At 36.4% G+C, this 20735-nt stretch carries 23 protein-coding genes and 1 other RNA gene; 7 read left to right on the forward strand and 17 right to left on the reverse strand.

The features are described 5' to 3' along the window. Positions 1 to 72: 72 nt before the first annotated feature. From H4J73_RS03980 to H4J73_RS03990, 3 genes are read right to left on the reverse strand one after another with little or no spacing between them, the layout of a single operon-like run. Positions 73 to 1422 carry an ATP-binding protein gene (locus tag H4J73_RS03980; protein ID WP_182178114.1) on the reverse strand — a complete coding sequence of 450 codons (1350 nt, stop codon included), beginning with the start codon at positions 1420 to 1422 and terminating at the stop codon, positions 73 to 75. Positions 1423 to 1445: 23 nt separating this feature from the next. After that, positions 1446 to 2123, reverse strand: coding sequence for a response regulator transcription factor (locus H4J73_RS03985; RefSeq protein WP_182178116.1), 678 nt, complete (start codon positions 2121 to 2123; stop codon positions 1446 to 1448). Positions 2124 to 2128: 5 nt separating this feature from the next. Beyond that, complete coding sequence (locus H4J73_RS03990; RefSeq protein WP_259366573.1) at positions 2129 to 2425, reverse strand: PepSY domain-containing protein; 297 nt, start codon at positions 2423 to 2425, stop codon at positions 2129 to 2131. Between the two features lie 257 nt (positions 2426 to 2682). On the opposite strand from H4J73_RS03990, the gene H4J73_RS03995 reads away from it, so the two are divergent. Continuing rightward, positions 2683 to 3519, forward strand: a complete 837-nt coding sequence (locus tag H4J73_RS03995) for a choice-of-anchor H family protein (protein WP_182178118.1) — start codon at positions 2683 to 2685, stop codon at positions 3517 to 3519. 318 nt (positions 3520 to 3837) lie between these two features. Here H4J73_RS03995 and dnaJ read toward each other — a convergent pair whose 3' ends face one another. The 3 genes from dnaJ to grpE all read right to left on the reverse strand — a co-directional run bounded on the left by dnaJ (position 3838) and on the right by grpE (position 7981). Then, positions 3838 to 4971, reverse strand: a complete 1134-nt coding sequence (gene dnaJ / locus H4J73_RS04000; RefSeq protein ID WP_182178120.1) for a molecular chaperone DnaJ — start codon at positions 4969 to 4971, stop codon at positions 3838 to 3840. Between the two features lie 157 nt (positions 4972 to 5128). Next, positions 5129 to 7048 carry a molecular chaperone DnaK gene (gene dnaK, locus H4J73_RS04005; protein WP_182178128.1) on the reverse strand — a complete coding sequence of 640 codons (1920 nt, stop codon included), beginning with the start codon at positions 7046 to 7048 and terminating at the stop codon, positions 5129 to 5131. Positions 7049 to 7327: 279 nt separating this feature from the next. Continuing rightward, positions 7328 to 7981: a nucleotide exchange factor GrpE gene (gene grpE / locus H4J73_RS04010; RefSeq protein WP_404851836.1), complete on the reverse strand. Its 654-nt coding sequence runs from the start codon at positions 7979 to 7981 to the stop codon at positions 7328 to 7330. Positions 7982 to 8420: 439 nt separating this feature from the next. Here grpE and nadK point away from each other — a divergent pair, with 439 nt between their 5' ends. The 3 genes from nadK (at position 8421) to H4J73_RS04025 (ending at position 11579) form a co-directional block, all read left to right on the forward strand. Further along, positions 8421 to 9302 carry an NAD(+) kinase gene (gene nadK / locus H4J73_RS04015; protein ID WP_182178130.1) on the forward strand — a complete coding sequence of 294 codons (882 nt, stop codon included), beginning with the start codon at positions 8421 to 8423 and terminating at the stop codon, positions 9300 to 9302. A gap of 108 nt (positions 9303 to 9410) precedes the next feature. Next, a complete protein-coding gene (gene recN, locus H4J73_RS04020; RefSeq protein WP_182178132.1) occupies positions 9411 to 11099 on the forward strand; it encodes a DNA repair protein RecN in 1689 nt (562 codons plus the stop codon). Between the two features lie 132 nt (positions 11100 to 11231). Further along, a complete protein-coding gene (locus tag H4J73_RS04025) occupies positions 11232 to 11579 on the forward strand; it encodes an outer membrane protein assembly factor BamE (RefSeq protein ID WP_182178134.1) in 348 nt (115 codons plus the stop codon). A 75-nt stretch (positions 11580 to 11654) separates the two neighbouring features. On the opposite strand, the gene H4J73_RS04030 is transcribed toward H4J73_RS04025, so the two are convergent. Both H4J73_RS04030 and H4J73_RS04035 read right to left on the reverse strand, forming a co-directional pair. Next, positions 11655 to 12035 (reverse strand): RnfH family protein, encoded by a 381-nt coding sequence (locus tag H4J73_RS04030; RefSeq protein WP_182178136.1) that lies wholly within the window; start codon positions 12033 to 12035, stop codon positions 11655 to 11657. Further along, positions 12028 to 12468, reverse strand: a complete 441-nt coding sequence (locus H4J73_RS04035; protein ID WP_182178138.1) for an SRPBCC family protein — start codon at positions 12466 to 12468, stop codon at positions 12028 to 12030. Before H4J73_RS04035 ends, H4J73_RS04030 begins: the two co-directional genes overlap by 8 nt. 150 nt (positions 12469 to 12618) lie before the next feature. Between H4J73_RS04035 and smpB the strand changes: the two genes are divergently transcribed. The 3 genes from smpB (at position 12619) to H4J73_RS04050 (ending at position 14419) form a co-directional block, all read left to right on the forward strand. After that, positions 12619 to 13101, forward strand: coding sequence for an SsrA-binding protein SmpB (smpB, locus tag H4J73_RS04040; RefSeq protein ID WP_070377008.1), 483 nt, complete (start codon positions 12619 to 12621; stop codon positions 13099 to 13101). A 94-nt stretch (positions 13102 to 13195) separates the two neighbouring features. Next, positions 13196 to 13545: a transfer-messenger RNA gene (ssrA, locus tag H4J73_RS04045) on the forward strand. Between the two features lie 109 nt (positions 13546 to 13654). Next, complete coding sequence (locus tag H4J73_RS04050) at positions 13655 to 14419, forward strand: hypothetical protein (protein WP_182223237.1); 765 nt, start codon at positions 13655 to 13657, stop codon at positions 14417 to 14419. Between the two features lie 295 nt (positions 14420 to 14714). Here the strand turns inward: H4J73_RS04050 and H4J73_RS04055 are convergent, their stop codons facing one another. The 9 genes from H4J73_RS04055 to H4J73_RS04090 form a co-directional block, all read right to left on the reverse strand. Continuing rightward, on the reverse strand, positions 14715 to 15101 hold the full coding sequence (locus H4J73_RS04055) for a hypothetical protein (protein WP_182223236.1): 387 nt from the start codon (positions 15099 to 15101) through the stop codon (positions 14715 to 14717). A 507-nt stretch (positions 15102 to 15608) separates the two neighbouring features. Beyond that, complete coding sequence (locus H4J73_RS04060; RefSeq protein ID WP_182223235.1) at positions 15609 to 15881, reverse strand: hypothetical protein; 273 nt, start codon at positions 15879 to 15881, stop codon at positions 15609 to 15611. A 305-nt stretch (positions 15882 to 16186) separates the two neighbouring features. Further along, a complete protein-coding gene (locus tag H4J73_RS04065) occupies positions 16187 to 16348 on the reverse strand; it encodes a hypothetical protein (RefSeq protein ID WP_182223234.1) in 162 nt (53 codons plus the stop codon). A 369-nt stretch (positions 16349 to 16717) separates the two neighbouring features. Continuing rightward, the gene (locus tag H4J73_RS04070) at positions 16718 to 17887 is read right to left on the reverse strand and encodes a zonular occludens toxin domain-containing protein (RefSeq protein WP_182223233.1); all 1170 of its coding nucleotides are present in this window, start codon (positions 17885 to 17887) and stop codon (positions 16718 to 16720) included. A gap of 1 nt (position 17888) precedes the next feature. Then, positions 17889 to 18206, reverse strand: a complete 318-nt coding sequence (locus H4J73_RS04075) for a DUF2523 family protein (RefSeq protein WP_182223232.1) — start codon at positions 18204 to 18206, stop codon at positions 17889 to 17891. A gap of 71 nt (positions 18207 to 18277) precedes the next feature. Then, positions 18278 to 19726: a hypothetical protein gene (locus tag H4J73_RS04080; RefSeq protein ID WP_182223231.1), complete on the reverse strand. Its 1449-nt coding sequence runs from the start codon at positions 19724 to 19726 to the stop codon at positions 18278 to 18280. Between the two features lie 106 nt (positions 19727 to 19832). Next, positions 19833 to 19967 carry a hypothetical protein gene (locus H4J73_RS20350; RefSeq protein WP_259367927.1) on the reverse strand — a complete coding sequence of 45 codons (135 nt, stop codon included), beginning with the start codon at positions 19965 to 19967 and terminating at the stop codon, positions 19833 to 19835. An 82-nt stretch (positions 19968 to 20049) separates the two neighbouring features. Then, a complete protein-coding gene (locus H4J73_RS04085) occupies positions 20050 to 20373 on the reverse strand; it encodes a hypothetical protein (RefSeq protein WP_182223230.1) in 324 nt (107 codons plus the stop codon). Beyond that, on the reverse strand, positions 20373 to 20732 hold the full coding sequence (locus tag H4J73_RS04090; RefSeq protein WP_182223229.1) for a DUF1293 family protein: 360 nt from the start codon (positions 20730 to 20732) through the stop codon (positions 20373 to 20375). Before H4J73_RS04090 ends, H4J73_RS04085 begins: the two co-directional genes overlap by 1 nt. Between the last annotated feature and the right edge of the window lie 3 nt (positions 20733 to 20735).

Consider the following 20735-nt stretch of genomic DNA (forward strand, 5'->3'; position numbering starts at 1 on the left):
GAACGTAACCTGAACAGCTTTTTTAGGTAAGCATTGCCACTTTCAACATATGCTTAGTTTTTTAACAAAGGGCTAACGAGATGAATGAAAAACAAGTGTGAAAACAGCCCCCAAAAGTATCGCTGAATTGCCAATAGTTAATTGCCCCTGATAACTACTCACTAAATCATTAACAATGGCTAAACCAATGCCGTGGCCCGCTTGATAGGTGTCTGCTCTTCCCCCTCGAGATAAAATAAAGGCTTGCTGTGACGCTTCAATACCAGTGCCATCGTCAGCTATCTCAATGGTTAATTTTTTATCTACGGTTATAACGTTTATCATGATTTTGTGTTTTGCAGCTTTACAGGCGTTATCAAGAATATTACCTAAAATCTCCATTAAATCAGCTTCATCACCTTTAAATATAGCGTTTGGAGCAACGTTAACCCTAAAAGATAAGTTTTTATCGTGATAAATTTTAGCTAACGTAGCGATAAGCTTATTAACAACTTGCTCTATTTCAACCCCTAAATGCCATGACGACTGCCCTGCACTTTGCGCTCTTTTAAGTTGATGTTCGATTATTTTATTGATTAATTGTAATTGTTCAGTCGTACTCGCTGAAATATTAGCCTGACTTTGAATAACCGCTAGCGGGTTTTTAAGGCTATGCGCTAAATCAGCCAAGGCGTTGCGGTAACGTTTTCGTTGGTTCTCTTCTGTCGCTAATAGTGTATTTAATTGTTGTGTAACAGGTTGCAGCTCAAGCGGATAGTTTGCATCTAACGCTTTCTTTTGCCCTTTTTCTATGTGCTCAAGCTCTTGAGATAATAACGTTAGCGGCTTTAATGTCCAGAGTAGCCACACAATTTGTACAGCAATAAACACCACCATTAATACCACTAACCATGTCCAAAGCTTTTGCTTAAAATCGTTAAGCGCCATTAATAATGTTTCTTGGTCTTTAATAAGATGAAGTGTTATATCAAAGGCTTGACCATTGTCAGAAAAGCTAGCACTAAAGCTATAAAGTAAATGGCTGTTACCCTCTATGTTTATTTTTGAAATAAGTGTTTGCCCAACAGCTGGTGACGGTAATACTGACGGTAAAGGCAACGTTAGCAAAGAGAGCGACTGCCATAGGGGGTCAATTGGTGTATCACTCACTTTACTATCTTGCGGTAACGTTGCTATTAATGCATATAAGCCAGATTTACTGATATTAAATTGATTTTCCAACATCAGCTCAGGCATCAATAAATGATTATTTTCAACTTCCGCAACTGTAAAAATTGAATAGCTGTAAGCTTTTAGCTCATTTTTTATCGCTATATTTAACTGCCGTTCAAAGGCATTAGTTAAGGTTAAGCCAATAATAGGTAACATAACGACTGTCATCACTAAAGTACTTAATAAAAGCCGAACTTTTAAAGAGTTCATTCGTTAGGTATATCCATGCGACTTCATAGATCTAATCGCTTTAATTTATAGCCATGTCCACGCAGTGTTTCAATGAAACCGTATTCGTTATCCGGGTCGATTTTCTTCCTTAATCGCCGAATAAAGACTTCAATAACATTTGAATCAAGATCGAAGTCTTGGTCGTAAATATGCTCAGTGAGTGTTGCCTTTGAAGTAACTTCATCAAGGTGATGCATCATATACTCAAGTAACTTATATTCTGAGCTACTTAATTTTACCGACTTATTACTTACTTCCACGAGCAAACTTTTGGTGTTCAAGGTTAACGGACCATTTTTTATCAGTGGGCTTGCCTGCCCTGCCGACCTTCTGATCAGTGCATTTAACCGTGCAAGTAATTCTTCCGCTTGAAAAGGTTTCGTTAAGTAATCATCTGCGCCTGCATCTAAACCGGCCACCTTGTTTTGCCAGCTATCGCGTGCAGTTAACACCAATATCGGAAAGTTGATATTCTTCTCGCGTAGCATTCTAATAACACTAATACCGTCAAGTAACGGTAGGCCCACATCAATAATAGCTGCATCGTATGGATATTCTTGTCCTTGAAATAAACCCGTTTCACCATCACTCGCTAAATCAACTAAATAATTAGCAGCAATTAAATGACGATGCAAGTTTGTCTGTAGGTCAATATCATCTTCAATAAAGAGTAAACGCATGATGACTAGCCTCCATTAATTTTGCCTGTTTTAGCATCAACGTAAACAGAAATGATATGACCGTTCGCTTTGATTAACTTAACGCGATAGCCCGCTTTTTTATTCTCAACCTTAAGCACTTTTCCACCAAAACGACTTTTAGCAAGCTTAGCCGCTTGTTTACTGCTTTTTACGCTTAACGCAGCCTTATTTTGCTTACTAGCTTTAATAGTACTTGTTGATGACACAAATTTTCCTTGTGCCATCGCGTTAATAGAGAGCGCAAAAACAAAAAGAAAAAACAGGGGTAAAGCAAATTTCATTGTTATTCCAAAGACAAAGTTAAAAGTGTGCCTAGCTATATATACCCGTAGCTTATTTAAAATTATAAACCTTAGCAACTGAATATCAGCTGAACAATTATTAAAAGCGCTTGTATCAAGTGTATAACACGGTCGTTATTCGATTTAACCATGATAAATCAATAGTTATATAAACCGTATGGCAAGGAAGTGTTCAGCTTGCATTCAGCTTTACTGCGTTTTAATAGCAACACTTAATAAAGCCTGCAGGATATATTATGTTGTTAGTTAATAATGCAACTCAAACAGAACGTACAACTTCACTTAAAAAGTTACTGTTATTGGTAACTTTTAGCATACTTCCTTTAACTGATGTCACCGCCAACGAATTGAATGTTGGTCCGTATACAGTTTCACAAGGCGCACTAAAAAATAGCATCAGTGAGCAACAACGTAAAAAGATGATTGAAACAACTAAGCTTATTGAGTTACCTGACCAACTCAGCGGGAAAGCAACCACTAAATCTAGGGTTGATATACTTAAGAGCCCAATAAAAACCATTGAAAAATCAAATGTTGGTCATATCGCTAAAACAATCAGTCATGACTATTACGCTGACTTTTCTATTTATAGCGCGATGAGTTTTTTACATGATGATTACGACGAAGATGGTTACTATCAAACTTTTAGTATAACGTTTGATGCAGATATATATAGCTATACCGATGTTCAATGGGGTGAAGTTTATGCTTTACTTTACCTCAGTAAAAATGGCGGACCTTGGGCACACTATTTCACCACAGACAACTTTATTATTGAAGGGAATTCTGATGTAGACGCATATGAAGTGATATCTACTTTTATGTCTGGTTATGCCAGTGATCACTACGATGTATTAATCGATTTATACCAAGTAGGCTATAGCGAAATTGTTGCCAGCTATAGTGCCGATGACACTAATGCGTTATATGCACTCCCCATAGAAAGTGCCGAATACGACGAACCTTATATTGAAGTTATAGAGGTTGTTGAGGTAAGTGGTGGCAGTATTTATTGGTTAATATGGGGGGTATTCAGTATGGTAATATTACGCAATAAAAACAAAATCATTTAAGTGGCTAAAAACAAAAAAGCCACAAAATATTTTGTGGCTTTCTTTTAATTTTACATGTCTATAACATTCAACTAGGTACTCACAAAAATTAATAATAACCTCGTCATGCTGAACTTGTTTCAGTATATTAACAACAAGCTCCTGAAATACAGGTATTGTTCATTACTAAACCTAAGTACCTACATCCTTGTAGAAAAATTCAGGATACTGTCTTTATAAAAATATTTCTGAGCTATAATCATATAATTTTATAGGGTGGACATCAGCTTGGCTCATCTCAAGATTAGTCGACGCTAATTCCCCCTATCTAAAAGTAACTTAGCTTTTTAAGTCATCAAAAAACTTTTTAACGCCATCAAAGAAACCGGTTTCTTTCGGGCTATGTTTTATGGTGCTTTTACCCATTTTTTCATCTAACTGACGCAGTAAATCAGCTTGGTCACCAGACAAGTTAACCGGTGTTTCAAGCACAACTTTACACATTAAGTCGCCAATTGAATGGCTACGTACTGACTTAACACCCTTACCACGTAAACGGAACATTTTACCGGTTTGTGTTTCTTTAGGTATTTTAAGTTTAACTTTACCTTCAAGTGTCGGTACTTCTATTTCGCCACCTAATGCTGCTGTAGTAAAACTAATAGGGACTTCACAATAAAGATTGTTTTCATCACGAACAAATATTTTATGGTCACGAACGTTGGCTTGTACATATAAATCACCTGCTGGTGCACCATGCTCGCCAGCTTCCCCTTCGCCAGACAAACGAATTCTGTCACCCGTGTCGACACCTGGAGGAATTTTCACTGAAAGCGTTTTAGTTTTTTCAACACGGCCTTGACCGCGACATGAAGTACAAGGGCTAGCAATAACCTTACCTTTACCACTACATGTTGGACACGTTTGTTGGACAGCAAACAAACCTTGACGCATTTGTACTTGGCCATGGCCATGACACGTTGTACAAGATTTTGCACTAGTGCCTTTTTTAGCGCCAGAGCCATCACAAGGCTCACAACTTACATAAGTAGGTACTTTAATTTCTAAGGTTTTACCCCGAACGGCATCTTCAAGGCTTAGATCTAGATTGTAGCGAAGATCTGAACCGCGTTGTTGACGTTGCTGACGACCACCACCGCGGCCACCACCAAAAATATCACCAAATATATCACCAAAATCTTGACCAAAGCCTCCACCGCCATGTCCACCACCACCATGGCCACCTTGTTCAAATGCCGCATGACCATACTGGTCAAAAGCAGCACGCTTTTGGTCGTCATTTAGAATTTCATAAGCTTCTTTAACTTCTTTAAATTGCTCTTCTTTGTCTTTATCACCGGCATTACGGTCAGGATGAAGCTTCATCGCTAAACGTTTGTAGGCTTTTTTGATATCACGCTCAGAAGCATCTTTTGACACTTCTAGCACTTCATAGTAATCGCGTTTTGACATAGTGACTTCTTTTAACTGGTATTTAAATTTTTAGATATTAATTGAGTAAAATGACATTATAAATAGTTAGCTATTTTCAATGGCATTTTATAACGATTTTTAACGTAAGAAGCGCTGGTGTTTAAACCAGCGCTTTTATTTTTTCGTTAACTAAAGACTATTTGTCTTCTTTAACTTCTTCAAACTCAGCGTCAACAACATCGTCATCAGCTGGCGCAGCGCCGTCTGATTCAGGAGCGCCTTCTTGAGCACCCGCTTGAGATTTCGCTTGAGCGATTTCCATTAACTTAGCTGATGCTTCAACAACGGCTTGAGATTTAGCTTCAATCGCTTCTTTATCTTCGCCTTTAATTGCAGCTTCAAGTTCTGTTAATGCAGCTTCAATTTTTTCTTTGTCTTCGCTTGGTAAGTCTTCGCCCGCTTCTACAATTTGCTTGCGAGTAGAGTGAACAAGACCATCAGCTTGGTTACGTGCTGTTACTAATTCTTCAAACTTAGCATCTTCATCAGCGTTAGCTTCTGCGTCACGTACCATTTGCTCTACTTCTTCATCAGATAAACCAGAAGAAGCTTTAATGGTAATTTTTTGTTCTTTACCTGTGTTCTTATCTTTAGCAGTAACATGCAAGATACCATCAGCATCAATATCGAAAGTTACTTCGATTTGTGGCGTACCACGTGGTGCTGCGTCGATACCTTCAAGATTAAATTGACCTAAAGATTTGTTGGCAGATGCTTGCTTACGCTCACCTTGAACAACATGAACCGTTACCGCAGCTTGGTTATCATCAGCTGTTGAGAATGTTTGTGATTGTTTCGTTGGGATAGTGGTGTTTTTATCGATAACTTTCGTCATCACGCCGCCCATTGTTTCAATACCTAGTGATAATGGCGTAACGTCTAATAAAAGAACGTCAGTTACATCACCAGAAAGAACACCCGCTTGTATAGCTGCACCCGCTGCAACAGCTTCATCTGGGTTAACATCTTTACGAGGTTCTTTACCAAAGAATTCTGTTACTGCTTTTTGTACCATTGGCATACGTGACTGACCACCAACCAAAATAACATCATTGATGTCACTTACTGATAAGTCTGCATCTTTAAGTGCTTGTGCAAGTGGTATTAGCGTTGCTTTAACCATGTCTTCAACTAAAGACTCTAATTTAGCACGCGTTACTTTGATATTCATGTGCTTAGGACCACTGCCATCAGCAGTGATGTAAGGTAAGTTAACATCAGTTTGCTGTGCTGAAGAAAGCTCACACTTTGCTTTTTCTGCTGCTTCTTTCAAACGTTGCATTGCAAGTGGATCAGTTGTTAAATCCATGCCTTGGTCTTTCTTGAATTCAGCGACAAGATAGTTGATTAAACGGTTATCAAAATCTTCACCACCTAAGTGGGTATCGCCGTTAGTCGCTAATACTTCAAACGTGTGCTCGCCTTCAACTTCATCAATTTCAATAATTGAAATATCGAAAGTACCACCACCTAAATCGTAAACCGCAATAACTTTATCGCCTTCTTGCTTGTCCATGCCGTAAGCAAGGGCAGCAGCAGTTGGCTCATTGATAATACGTTTAACTTCAAGACCCGCAATACGACCCGCATCTTTAGTTGCTTGGCGTTGTGAATCGTTAAAGTAAGCAGGAACCGTGATTACAGCTTCTGTAACTGCTTCACCTAAAAAGTCTTCTGCTGTTTTTTTCATTTTCTTTAAAACTTCAGCTGAAACTTGTGGTGGCGCAACGTTCTTATCACGTGTTGTAACCCAAGCATCACCATTGTCAGCTTTAACAATACCAAATGGCATGATTTTAATATCACGCTGAACTTCTTCGTCTTCAAAGCGACGACCAATTAAACGCTTAATAGCATATAATGTATTTTTTGGGTTTGTTACAGATTGACGTTTAGCAGGTTGACCTACTAATGTTTCGCCTTCTTCTGTGTATGCAATAATTGAAGGCGTTGTACGATCACCCTCTGCATTTTCAATTACACGTGCTTTGCCGCCATCTAGTACAGCAACACAAGAGTTTGTTGTCCCTAGGTCAATACCGATTATTTTGCCCATCTTTAGGATCTCCGAATACTAATTAAAATAAAGCTTATTAAAGTAAGATTTTTTAATAAACCTGTTGATGAAACAAATAGTGGGGGCAGGAAAATTCTTTTCAACTATTTTGAAAGAAAAAAGTAAATTTATTTCTTTATTTAGCTATTTATGAAGTTTTTTTGATTCTTTTACTGAAATAACGATAAAACAGCTTAATAAAAAATTTTTATCCTTAAATACAAAAAAGCGGTAAGAAGTTTATGAGCAACTTCTTACCGCTTTTTATTCTGTTTTTAATTATACTGTTGTATCTACTGCCGGAGCAGATTTAGAGACCATCACCATCGCTGGACGAATTAAACGACCATTGAGCTCATAGCCTTTTTGCATAACAGCAATAACGGTATTAGGTGCAACGCCTTCAACTTCTTGCATTGACATCGCTTGATGCAACTCAGGGTTGAAAGGTTCATTTTGTGGGTCAACACCTTTAACACCAAATTTCTCTAAAGAAGCAATTAAGCCTTGAAGTGTTAATTCAACACCTTCAATAATAGCGGTATTACTTTCATCTTCTTTATCAATATTCTCTAAAGCACGTTCTAAATTATCAACTGAAACTAACATTTCAGCAGCAAATTTCTCTAAAGCAAACTTACGTGCTTTATCAACGTCTTGTGCGCTACGACGGCGAATATTATCAACTTCTGCTTTAGCACGAACCACAGAATCTTTTTGATCAGCAATGGTCGTTTGTGCTGAAGAAAGACTGAGCTCAAGCTTATTGATTTTTTCTTGTTCTGCGCTAATTACGTCATGCACAAAAACATTTTGTACTTCACCTTGCTCTTCAGCTTGATCAATAATTTCTTGTACCAAAGTTTCTTCAGGCATTAAAGCTTCAGTTGATGGTTTAGCGGTATTTTTATTTTCTGTTGACTCATTAGTCATGAAAGCTCCAAAATAAACTAATAGTATATTTAACAATATAAGGGTTATATAAATCTGATAACCGTAATTATGGGGACTTCTTGCTACGTTTCAAGCATTAATGCCTATTTAATTAACTTTGTTTACACTTAGAGCTTGATAGCACCTTGAAAAAATAGCATATCTTTTATATAGACATTCTATATTAAAGAAATAACCTGTAGTTATCGATTCGCTGACCAAGGCACAAAAGGCAAGTTTAAGCTACATTATTGATTTGAGAAAAAGACTATTGCCGTTAATCAACACATTATCTTTAGCCTATTGAATTTTGCTAAATACAAAATACGGGCTCAAATAGCTATAAAGTAAATCATTTATAAAAAGTCAACTTTACAAGCCATTAAAATACAGCGAAACTATTATTAACCCTAAGACAAAAATAATTTACAGTGTAGACATGAGTAAAATTTTTAATACCATAGGTTTAATTGGCAAACCAAACCATGAAGGAGCAAGCGCAACAATCACCGCGCTTTATCAATTTCTGACAGAACAGAACTACAAAGTATTAATTGAAAGCTCTGTTGCCCCTTCAATTGATATCGACAAGCTCACCGTTAACACCTTAATGGAGATTGGTGAACAAGCTGACCTCGCAATTGTTGTTGGTGGTGACGGTTACATGTTAGGTGCTGCGCGTGTTTTATCGTGTTACGACGTTGGTGTTATAGGAGTAAACAGAGGCAACTTAGGCTTTCTTACTGATTTATCGCCTGATGAATTACTTGAACCTCTCCAAGAAATTCTACAAGGTAAATCTCGCTGTGAACAACGTTTTATTATAGAAGCGGAAGTTTATCGTCATGGTAAGTTGAAAAGTTCAAACAGTGCCGTAAATGAAGCGGTACTTCATGCTGGAAAAGTTGCCAGCATGATTGAGTTTGAAGTTTATATTGATGGCAGTTTCATGTTTAGTCAGCGCTCTGACGGCCTAATAGTATCAACACCTACGGGGTCAACTGCCTATTCAATGTCTGCAGGTGGCCCTATTCTGACACCTAATTTAAATGCTTTATCTTTAGTTCCCATGTTTCCACATACTTTAACCAGTAGACCGATAGTTGTAGACGGCAACAGTGAAATAAAATTAGTGCTTGCCAATGAAAATTATGAAAACTTACAGGTAAGCTGTGATGGCCACGTAATATTGGCTGTTATGCCTGGCGATGAAGTTATTATCAGAAAAAGTGCATACACCCTTCGATTGATCCATCCACTCGATCATGACTACTTTAATGTACTACGCAGTAAATTAGGCTGGGGTAATAAACTTTATTAATTTTTAATAAATTCAGCCTGTTGAATTTTTATGCGATTAATACTTGCACAAACCCAAATTACTGTATAAATTAACAGTTATATATTTACACAGTAATTTGGCTTCGAAATGCTTTTACAACTTAACATTCAAAACTTCGCAATTGTCCGATCTTTAGATATAGATTGGCGCAAAGGTATGACAACAATTACCGGAGAAACAGGCGCAGGTAAATCGATAGCGATTGATGCCTTAGGTTTATGTTTAGGTGATAGAGCGCTGAATAACGTTGTAAGGCCAAATACTAAAAAAGCAGAGTTAGCGGCAACCTTTGATATTAAGAAAAATATTTCCGCACAAAAATGGCTTAAGAACAACGATCTTTCCCTTACCGATGAACACGACCCTGAGCAAGATTACGAATGTATTTTACGCCGAGTAATATCGGCAGAGGGCCGTTCAAAAGCTTATATAAATGGCAGCCAAGTACCGCTTACTCAACTAAAAGATATTGCACAATTTTTAATAAGTATTCATGGCCAACATGACCATCAACTCATTGTAAAGCCAGCACAACAACGAAAAATACTTGATGAGTATGCCGATCATCAGCATTTATTAGACGACGTTCAATATTATTATCAGCAGTGGCGAAATCTAAAAACAGAATTAAAAAAGTTGCAAGAAAGCAAAGAACAGCGTCAAGCTAAACTGCAATTATTACAATACCAAGTAAATGAGTTAGACGAATTTTCATTGCAGATGGAAGAATTTGAAACGTTAGAAAGTGATTACAAGCGTCATAGTAACGGTCAGACATTATTAAGTGGTGTATTGGAATCATTGCAGGTCTTATCTGAAAATGAAGACTTTAATATCACAGATAGCCTGAGAACTCATTGTGAACAATTGAATGACTTAGCACATATGGATCCAAGCTTAGCTGACATAGCAAAAACATTAGCAGAAGCGCTGATTCAAATTGAAGATGCAAACGATGAGCTAAAGCATTACTACGATAGGCTTGAACTCGACCCAGAAGCTTATCAAATGATTGAAGACCGCTATTCACAGGCGATTAAATTAGGTAAAAAACATCAAGTTGCACCAGAATACATACCAACATTGCATATGGAAATTAAACAAGCATTGAACTTAATAAACTCAGACGGTTCAAGATTAGACACTGCATATATCGACATTGAAAAAGCTAAAGCTCATTATCTACAGTCGGCAAAAACGTTATCAACATCAAGAGTAAAGTCAGCTAAAATAATGAGTAAAAAAATTACACTTAGCATGAAAGAACTCAATATGAACAATGGCGTATTTGAAGTTTCAGTCAATCAAATTGAAGTTGAGGCATTATCACCGTTCGGGCTTGATGAAATAAACTTTTTAATCAGCCTTAACCCAGGTCAAAAAATAGAAGCGATGAATAAAGTTGCTTCAGGTGGTGAGTTATCACGCATTAGCTTAGCGATGCAGGTAATATTAGCTGATAAAGTTATTACGCCGACACTCATATTTGACGAAGTTGATGTTGGTATCAGTGGTCCGACAGCGGCAATGGTGGGTAGCAAACTGCAAGAGCTAGCAAAAAACACCCAAGTAATATGCGTTACTCATTTACCACAAGTAGCCAGCAAAGGACATCAGCAGTTATTTGTCAGTAAATTAACAGATGGAGAATTTACTGAAACAAAAGTGACGGAACTAAGTGAGAATGGTAGAGTCCAAGAAATTGCTCGCTTATTAGCGGGAAATAAAATTACTGATAATAGCTTAGCTAACGCACAAGAGTTGCTTGCCGGTTAATAATACAATTTAACGTAAAGCAGGTACGTGTCATTAAATAAACAGGAACAAAATAAATTGAAAATAGTTTTGTATCTGTCCGCTTGCTTAGTTATTATCCCTTATTGAACTTATTAGGATAAATGAATAATCATGTTGTTTCGTATTTTAGCCCTTACTATCGCCTTATCTCTTTCTGCCTGCTCAAGCTGGGTTTTTCGTATCGACATTCCTCAAGGGAATTTTTTAGAACAAAAGAATATTGACAAACTTCAAATAGGTATGAATAAAGAACAAGTAAAATTTGTATTAGGTAGCCCCGTTGTTGTCGATGCATTTAACAACGACACTTGGCACTATGTTTACTCATTAAAATCAGGGCGAAGTGAAGAACTAAACATTCAGAAAAAGTTTATTCTATCTTTCGACCAAGACTCATTAATTAGTGCTGAAGGTGACTTTGAATTATCGGAAAGTTTTTATGTGCCAATGGTGAACTAATTGGTACTGTACTTTTAGTTCAATAAAAAACGGCCTTAACAGCCGTTTTTTATTTTACATTTTGCAGTAAATTTTTTAGCTGGCCTTATTTCGTCGAGGATCAACGCGACCACCCGTAACTTTATCGGCACGCCCTTCATTTTTTGCTTTTTCAGCTCTGCGCTTTCTAACCTCTTTTGGATCAGCAATTAACGGTCGATATATTTCAATACGATCTAAATCTCGTAAAGTATCTGTTAACTTAGCCACTCGATTCCAAATACCAACATTATTTATGGTTAGGTCTATTTCTTCAAAAACAGATAAAATGCCTGATGCAATAATACCTTGCTCTAACAAGGTGCCTTCGTCGACTAAAAACGTCAATAGCTCTTGTCTATCGGGTAGTCCATAAACAACTTCTATTTGTATTTTACGTTGAGCAAGTTCTTGCTCTATTTCTATGCTATCAACCATTAGAATGATAAACCTCTTTAGCTCTTTGTGTAAAAGCTTGTACCATATTATTCGTCAAACTTGTAAAAACACGGCCAAATGCCAAATCGAATACTTTACTCGAAAACTCATACTCTAAATGCAGACTAATCTTACAAGCTTCTCCAGATAATTCAGTAAGTTGCCAGTAACCCGTCAACTTTTTAAAGGGACCATCAACTAAATCAAGTTGTACTTTATTATCACCAATCAAGGTATTCTTGGTGGTAAACCATTTTTTTAGCACCCCCTTCGAAACCATCAAAGCAGCAGTAACTTCATTACCTTGCTGAGAAATTATCTTACTGTCACCACAATTTGGAATAAATTGAGGATAAGCAACAATGTCATTAATTAATTGATACATTTGGTCAACGCTATACATCACTAAAGCGCTGCGACTAATTACGGGCATTTATATTCCTCAGCTTTAAAGGGTAATGATAACAAAGCCGTGAGCAAAAGGCATTAAACAGAAAAATTGAAATTAATCATTCAAATATCAATAATTCTCCGTATAATGTTTGTGATTGCTATTTTTGATAGCAAACAAAATGGAAATATAATGGCACAGAAAAAAAAATCAAACAGCAATACTATTGCGTTAAACAAAAAAGCTCGTCATAACTATTCTTTAACTGATAAGTTTGAAGGTGGGATGAGCCTGCAGGGTTGGGAAATTAAAAGTATCCGTAGCGGAAAAGTTAATATTTCTGATTGTTATGTACACGTAAAAAACGGTGAAGCTTATTTACTGGGTGCTGAAATAATGCCGCTCAATGCTGCTTCTAGTCACGTAGTATGCGAACCTAATCGTGACCGCAAGCTACTGTTGAATCGACGCGAATTAGAGAAAATAACCGCCGCTGTAGAGCGAGATGGTTATTCATTAATTGCCACGGCGATGTATTGGAAAGCCAATTGGGTCAAACTCGAATTTTATTTAGGTAAAGGAAAGAAAGACCACGATAAGCGGTCTGATATTAAAGACAGAGAATGGGCTGTTGATAAAGGCCGATTAATGAAAAATAAGAATTTAGATCGATAACAAGTTAACAATTAACACGTTGTTTATTTAAAAGAAGCGCTGTACAATGCGCTTTATAGACTGAATAAGTTTATAATTAAGATGTAAAAACTTTGGGGCGGATCTAGGATTCGACAAGATTCATGAAACCCGAGGTGCATGCCCAGGGGCGGTTTGCCTGGTAAAAAGCCGCAAAACTATAATTGCAAACGACGATACGTTCGCACTAGCCGCTTAGGCTAGCCATCGCCTCAAAAATTCTCCTATTGTTTAGAGGATCGATGGTCACCCCAAATAGGATAGCGAGGGAAGCACGCTTAAGGCTGAACCGCGAAATAGTATTAAGCTCACCATGACGAAGCCTGTCGGTTGGCGTCTAATTGGTTAAACAAATAATCGACTAAGCATGTAGTACCAAGGATGTAGGCTTTTTGGACGGGGGTTCGATTCCCCCCCGCTCCACCAAATAATACCCTTTACAATCAACAGGTTGTAAAGGGTTTTTTATTTTAGTACCAGAAAAATACCTCTCAATAAAAGTTATAATAAGTATTTTGATATGGAAGTCTTAAAAATGAAAGAATCTATACAAACAGAAGAAAAACTTAGGTTAGGAAATATAGCTAAGCAACAATTAACATTAATTAAAAATCACTATTTAATATTTGTTTCATTAACAATCTTATTGATTACTTCGTTTATATACATAGATACGAAACACCTATTAAGTGATTTAGGTGTTAAATATTATGAACACTTCGCTTTCACTGACATTTTTCAAATAGCTAATACTCAAAACATTATGCTTAAAACCCTTTCGTACATACTTGGGAGCGTTGTTGGTGTTTGGGGTTTAATTTATTTAAGTAAGTGCAAGGAAGAGATAAGAAAAATAAGAAAGCTTGAAAATCCTAGTAAAGAAAAAAAGAAAGTCCCCCTTTCACATTTCCTAATAATGAAAGTTTTAACAGCTATTTTGCTTTTCAGCATGGTATCTCAAATATATATAGCATTTACACTGCACAAATACGAAGCAAAGGGTATTAGTAATGGATATATAGCTAGATATGACGTTACCTTAAAAAGTGGACAAACGATAAAATGTTTAGGTGGTATAGTTAGTAACGGAATAAAAAAAATGTTCTTAGACTATAAAAATGATGAGGTACTCTTCATTTACAACACAAATATAGTTTTGGAAAGGCAAGTAATACCTAACTATACAAATGAACATTTTTATTTTTTCACATCATCCGAAGAAATTAAAAACAAAAAAAATGAATGGAAATATATACTAGAGAAAAAGTGCGCTAAAAAAATAGAAAAAACAAAAATCTAAAAGCCTTAGTACATAGATCTTACAACTGAACTCTAAAAATACTTTACCCCCGTATTACTAGACGGGGGTAAGAAAAAAGTCACCTACCGGTGACTTAAATGCAAAATATCTATATACCTAATCTAAACCTAATTAAGGCAGTAAATGCCACAAAAGAGACATTAGCTATTACAGCTAATTAGATAGGTTGGATTAGATTTTGTATCGCTAACGCACCATTAAGAGGCAAATAATAGTTGGCTAAAGAAGGAGCAAATAGCCAACTGTTATTTGTCCTGCTTGAATGGCTTGATGTTTATTTTAACGACATAGCTTTAAGAAGGATCTTAGATTGCTCTAGAAACAAATTAAAACCTATTTGGTTAATAGTAAATTGTCCATACTCGTCTTTTTTGGTAACGGCTTCCATTCTAGCATCTGAATATTTTTTATAAGCCGATATTATTTTACTCGATTCCTTATCTCCTAGTAGAGACACCAATTTAACAATTTCTTTTTCATTGATTCCATCATCGTAACTTTGATCAGAGAGTGAATCTATTTGATGTATTAATTTTTCTCTTAGATGGTGAATTGCATTATTAAACTCTTTACGTTTATCACGACCTAAAGCAAACCGGTTCCCTATGAAAACACCTATAAAAAGTGTTAAAAAAGGAATTGCATATTCGACTTCTATCACCTGATAACTCCATAAACATAACGCCCAATTAATGGGCTAAAATGGAGCGAAGCGAACAGCCCACTGTTTTTAGTCCTGTTGAATTGCTTGTTAGGTGCCGTTATTTGCATACAGTTCCTTTTATACTTTGAAATAAAGTATGCTTACCCTCTATATGAACCCATCGTTCTTTCCCATCACCCCAAGCTATAAATTCACGTTCAACGCCATTTGACTCGTACAAAGAACCACAAATTACTATAGGTTCATAGAAAGAGTTATAAATTTTAGTATCACTCAATTTAATACTGAGATGACTACCATAAATTGCCTTTAAAGGAGCTATAGCCTCGTACCCCCTATAACTAACGAAAGTAATAATTGGTATGAGAATAAGTAATATGATTAACGATAGCTTCTTCACGTTGATTGCACCTAACGCCCCATTAAGAGGCAAATAATAGTTGGCTAAAATAAGCGACGAAGGAGCAAATAGCCAACTGTTATTTGTCCTGCTTGAATGGCTTGTTATGTGTAATTTACTAAACTCTGTATTATTTCTAAGATTTCTTGCGAATAATCAACTAATTCAGAAGGGACCTCAATATTTTGAAACCCATCAGAGATGTTTTCAAATACTTGTGATACAAAATCTTTCACAGCCTTTTTAGCATCAACCGGAATACTACTAACACCTTCTACAGCATCTTCGATCTGCCCAACGGTAACAGTTACAGATGGTTCACCGAATTTTATTTCGCCTAGAGTTGCTTGTACATCAATACTTACAGTTTCACTCATGATAATCCTTTACACATAAAAGTTTATTATGGAGACTTCTCAGTAATGTCCGCCCCATAAATATTATTTAATTGACATTAATATCCCATAATTTCATAGCTTTAGGAAATACAAATTTTGTATTTTTATCAGAACTTGAATATTACTGAGACTTCTCACTAATATGACACGACTAATTCATTAGAAAATATATGGCAAATATTTTAAAGTTAATGTCTCCAATGCGCACCAAGAAGACCTTAGCCAACAATCATTAAATTGCGACAGAGAATGAGATATAGCGCTAACTAATGACAAATTATGGATCACGTTAATAGGTTAGAGGTTCTATAAGTTAAATTAAATTCGACAGAAGTATTCCAGTCTTCAAGCAATTCATTAAATTCTTTTAATTCATTACGTGAAGCTGTTTCATTAAGCGCTTTTTCAGAGAGGGAGTTTAGGCGGTCGAATTCATCAGAAGTCATAATTAACAATCCTTGTTATTTGTTATGTTAATTATGCGCTAAACACTGAAAATAACAAGTAAAGGCTGGAAGCGAGTAAAATAGTAGGAGTTATACCCCGTAATACAGTACGGGGTCTTTTTTACTATTTGTTGAGTCCCTCCCGCAAGCGGGTCCCTCCCTTCCAAATAATAAAAAATGAGAGTAAAAGGTATTTCTTAAGATTTAAGGCAAATAAGTTAATGAAGATAAGCCTATAAATATAATGAAAGGGTTAAATTATAAAAACTAGCGCAATCGCAAAGCTCTTTTGCTTACTCATTAAAATATTTCAAAATAAAAAAACATTTCAAAATATTTTAATCGAGTTAAATTTAAAGACAAAAAAGCTTAATTACTCGCAAGCTCTCCAACAACAGGAACACCAGCTCCCTGCCTTGGCGCATCACACGTGATAAAATCTTCATAATCTAAATATTTAATTTGTACCGCACATTCAGTTAGCACCCTGACATCATAACCAGCAAGTAACAAATCAACGCTTTTTAATGTAAAAACATGCTGCCCGTTTTGATTCGCTGAAAAGTAAACGACCTTTGTTTTCCTTCCGTTCTCTTTATATTCTGCATAGCCTGAAATAGACAAATTGATTTTATAAAAAGGATGATACTTTTTAGATTCTTTTAACATGCTTGAATATTCTTGTTCACGCGCTGTTAATCGTTTGGCTGTTTTTTTATCAGTGGCTTTTGTGTCTTCTGGTAAATCACTTTTTAACGCTGGATTTTCAACTACAGATTCAGTAGATGGTAATTCTTCATTTATCGACTTTTCTTCAATATCAGCAAAGGCTTTTGTAAAAATAAAAATAGCAAAGATAAAGAAGCACACAGAAGCTTTGATTGACCAGTGAGAATACCACGTTTTTATGTCAGCAGATTTTGACTCATCAACGCTAACATCTGATTTTGTGTGAGACTGATAGAAAGCAAAATACTTTTTTTCATAGGTTCTTTCATGTGTAGCAACTTCTGAGGCTTTAGAGCTGGACGCCCCATCGTGCACTTTTAAAATATATTTATCATCTTGACCCATCATCGACTTTTTAATCGCCCGATAATGATTTTGGATCATGTCTCTAATATCTCTATTCACTTTTCTAAAGTTTTGAGTGATTAGCATAATGTCAAAACCGTAGTGTCTGTGCATTGAGTAAAATTCACATAGCGCTTTGTCCGTTCCTTGCATTGGCATCGCTAAATGACATTCATCTATAAAAAAATAAACCTTTTGGCCTTTGTCATTCTGCCAATCTTCATATTGTAAATAGTGCTCTTTTTGTGAAAAAGGACGTTCACCGCCATAGTTATGGAACTGGCCATCAACGACAACAATCAACTCTCGGCAATATTCGCCATACACAGAGCAAAAGTGTTCAATATTTAAGGGTAAATTAGTCACCACCTTTCTTTTTTCAACGGTAATGACTTTTATAATATGAGTAACAACAGCCTCGTAAGATTTACCGCCCCCAGGCTTACCCGAAATTCCATTTAACATATTATGAACCCCATCTTACAAACGGTATTAATTGAAGTAAAAAACGAATACCTAAACATGTTATGACCATCCCCATAGCTTCACTAATGCCAATTAAAGACATGGTATGGGCTGTTTCAGGGGGTAAACCGCTAATGTATTGAGCAACATTTAAACCCGACATTAATGAACCAACACCATCAAGTAGAAGAATACCAACCGTAAAAAGCTGTTCCATTATCCAAAAGAAAAAATCTTTAAGAATGTCAAAAAATGACAGAACAATTTGCCATAAAAAATCTACAAAGCCATTCCACATTTCAATAAAAAAATTAAGCATTTTCTTCTCCTATATATTGATAAAATTGAAACCATCTATAAGCCTCAACATGCGCGTCTAATAAAATCATATTAACCACCAAACAAAATACGACGACAAAGAAACACCGCTGTTATTAAAATAAATATCTTTATCGCTGGGAATGTTCGAGGGTCAATATTGAAATTGTGACAACCAAAATCACCCATTGAACCTAAGTTAAAACACATATCATAAGACGCACTTGAGCCACCGACACTTATTTGAAATTGGTCTAAAAAGGTAAAAAACTGGGTACTTTGTACTTCTGCCATTTTTGCATCAACGACACCCTGTAAACCTTCTGGGTAGTCAGTTTCCCAAAAACCTTTTAAACCTTCTGATGGTTTATCAATTTTAATCGCATCAGATTCAGTCAATGATTCCTTTATATCTTTAAGGTCATCAGAAATCACATCAACCCCTTCACCAATACCCGTTAACTCTGTATTGGCTTTCTTTAATTCATTAACAACAGGAGAAAAATCAACCTCTATTTGTATATCAGCTTGCTTTGCTTTTGATAAATCAATGGAATCATCAATACCGTCTCCGTTATTATCTAAATCTAATTCGTTTCTAATCCCGTCACCATCTACATCAGGGTCAAGATAATCGGGTAAACCATCTCCATCTATATCAGCATCAATACAAGCAAAAACACCGTTAACAGTCCCACAGCCTTCATTGCAATTACCGTACATATCGCAAACATCTTCTCTTTTTTCTGGGCATATCATTCCAGTACCGCCCCAAGGCTTACAATTATCATCTGATGAAGTGGGTGTATCAGCATCACCTGGTAAACCATCAATATCAGGTAAATCGTTGTCGCTATAACAATCACCCTCTAAATCAAGTGCGTATGCCTCGACACCGTTTCCAACATCAACAGAATTATATTTGCACTGGGAACCATTTGAAGTAGTAAAGCAACCGACAGGAGCAACCACAGGAACCGATAAATATTCATCAGTTGAATTAATACTGCAATCGTCAACTAGGCTTGCTTGAGAAGCATTGAAACAACCGTTAATCTCTCCATCTTCTCCAAAGGTTGGGGATAGGTAAGAAGGAAAAGACTCAGGCGGACAGAACTTTTTTTCGACATCAGCAAAGGAAAAAGTACCTAAATCAACATCAGAATCACCATCATGGATCCAAGTAGGAACCCAATCTATTTCTCTTTTAGACCATCTTTCAAAAGTACAATGTAATCTTTTACTGACAGAAGTAACATCATCATAATACCCGTTAATATTTCTAATATTATTGCTAGCTAATCTCCAATCATTTGCGTAATAAGTAGTACAAGCACTCTCAGCGTTGGGGCCACAGGGAGCACCAACAAAATAACTTAATTCATTCGGGTGAGCACCAGTAATTGCACATTCAATTTCAACTTTAGGTGGCTCAACATTTACAGTGCCATCTTGAAAAATATCGGCGTGTAAAAAAAAAGGCGCTACCAATAAAGACAGCGCCATAATTAAAATTTTCATTTTTTAACCCTTTAACCAAGTGCAGAGCAAACTTCTTTGGCACACATCGCGCCAAGCATTACTATGCAGACATGAAAAAGGGCGAGCATAATACCCGCCATTTCAATTAAGCCGCCGCGATTGCACGTTTAGCTAAACCAATGCCTTTAAAAGCAAGGTAAACGCCAACGATTAAAACGCCTGTTGCACCAACGAATGTTGCTACTGTACTTATATCTACTGCTGTGAAAATATCAGCCATTTTTTCTCTCCAAAATTTACAGTTATATGGACAAAATTGTCCGTTTTATTCTGTTTCAGAAGCCCCCGAAACGAGAATCTTTTTATATCAATTTGATGGTTTTTTTAGCGGTTCTAATAACATAAGAAAACCACCAAAAAGATAAATAGGTTCCAAAGCCCCAAGTAAAACTAATGGCAATATCTGCTGAGGTAATCTCACCAACATCTACATTCATATTGTTATAATCGGTCTTTGAAAGTAGAACCAAGCCACTAGGACAAGCCTCTACTGAGGTACTGTCAATGCTCAAATTTCCGTTACCATCTTCAATAAGGCAATAAGCCGCATCAACATTTGAAACGAAAACAAACAGTGTCAAAAAAATAAAAATCTTCAATTTATTGTTTGACGTGTTCATCATCATTAAGCGCCTTTAAAGTTCTTTAACGAAAGCGTGAAATGTTCTTTTAACTGAGCATCTACAGGCGTTATTTCAATGACTTCATTTTCAAACGTGTCGTCATTAAAAGAGAATTTGAGGTCGTATTGCTTATCACCGACGAACGCTTGAGAATCAATTAACAAATGCGCGTATTTCGCGTTAATCGAGATGGCTTCCTTGCCAAAAGGGGTTGACGTAGTACGACCCGCCGCTTTACGTTGAAACTTAGGCGAATCAACAGCCTCTAAGGGATACAACACTTCTAATTTTGCATTTTCAATATGTGGGTTTTTAGATTCAGGAAAACGCGTAATACCAAGACCAGCAATTACAATAGCCATTTT

Origin of the sequence: Colwellia sp. MB3u-41 (genome assembly GCF_014076845.1) — a bacterium.
Taxonomy (GTDB): Bacteria; Pseudomonadota; Gammaproteobacteria; order Enterobacterales; family Alteromonadaceae; genus Colwellia_A.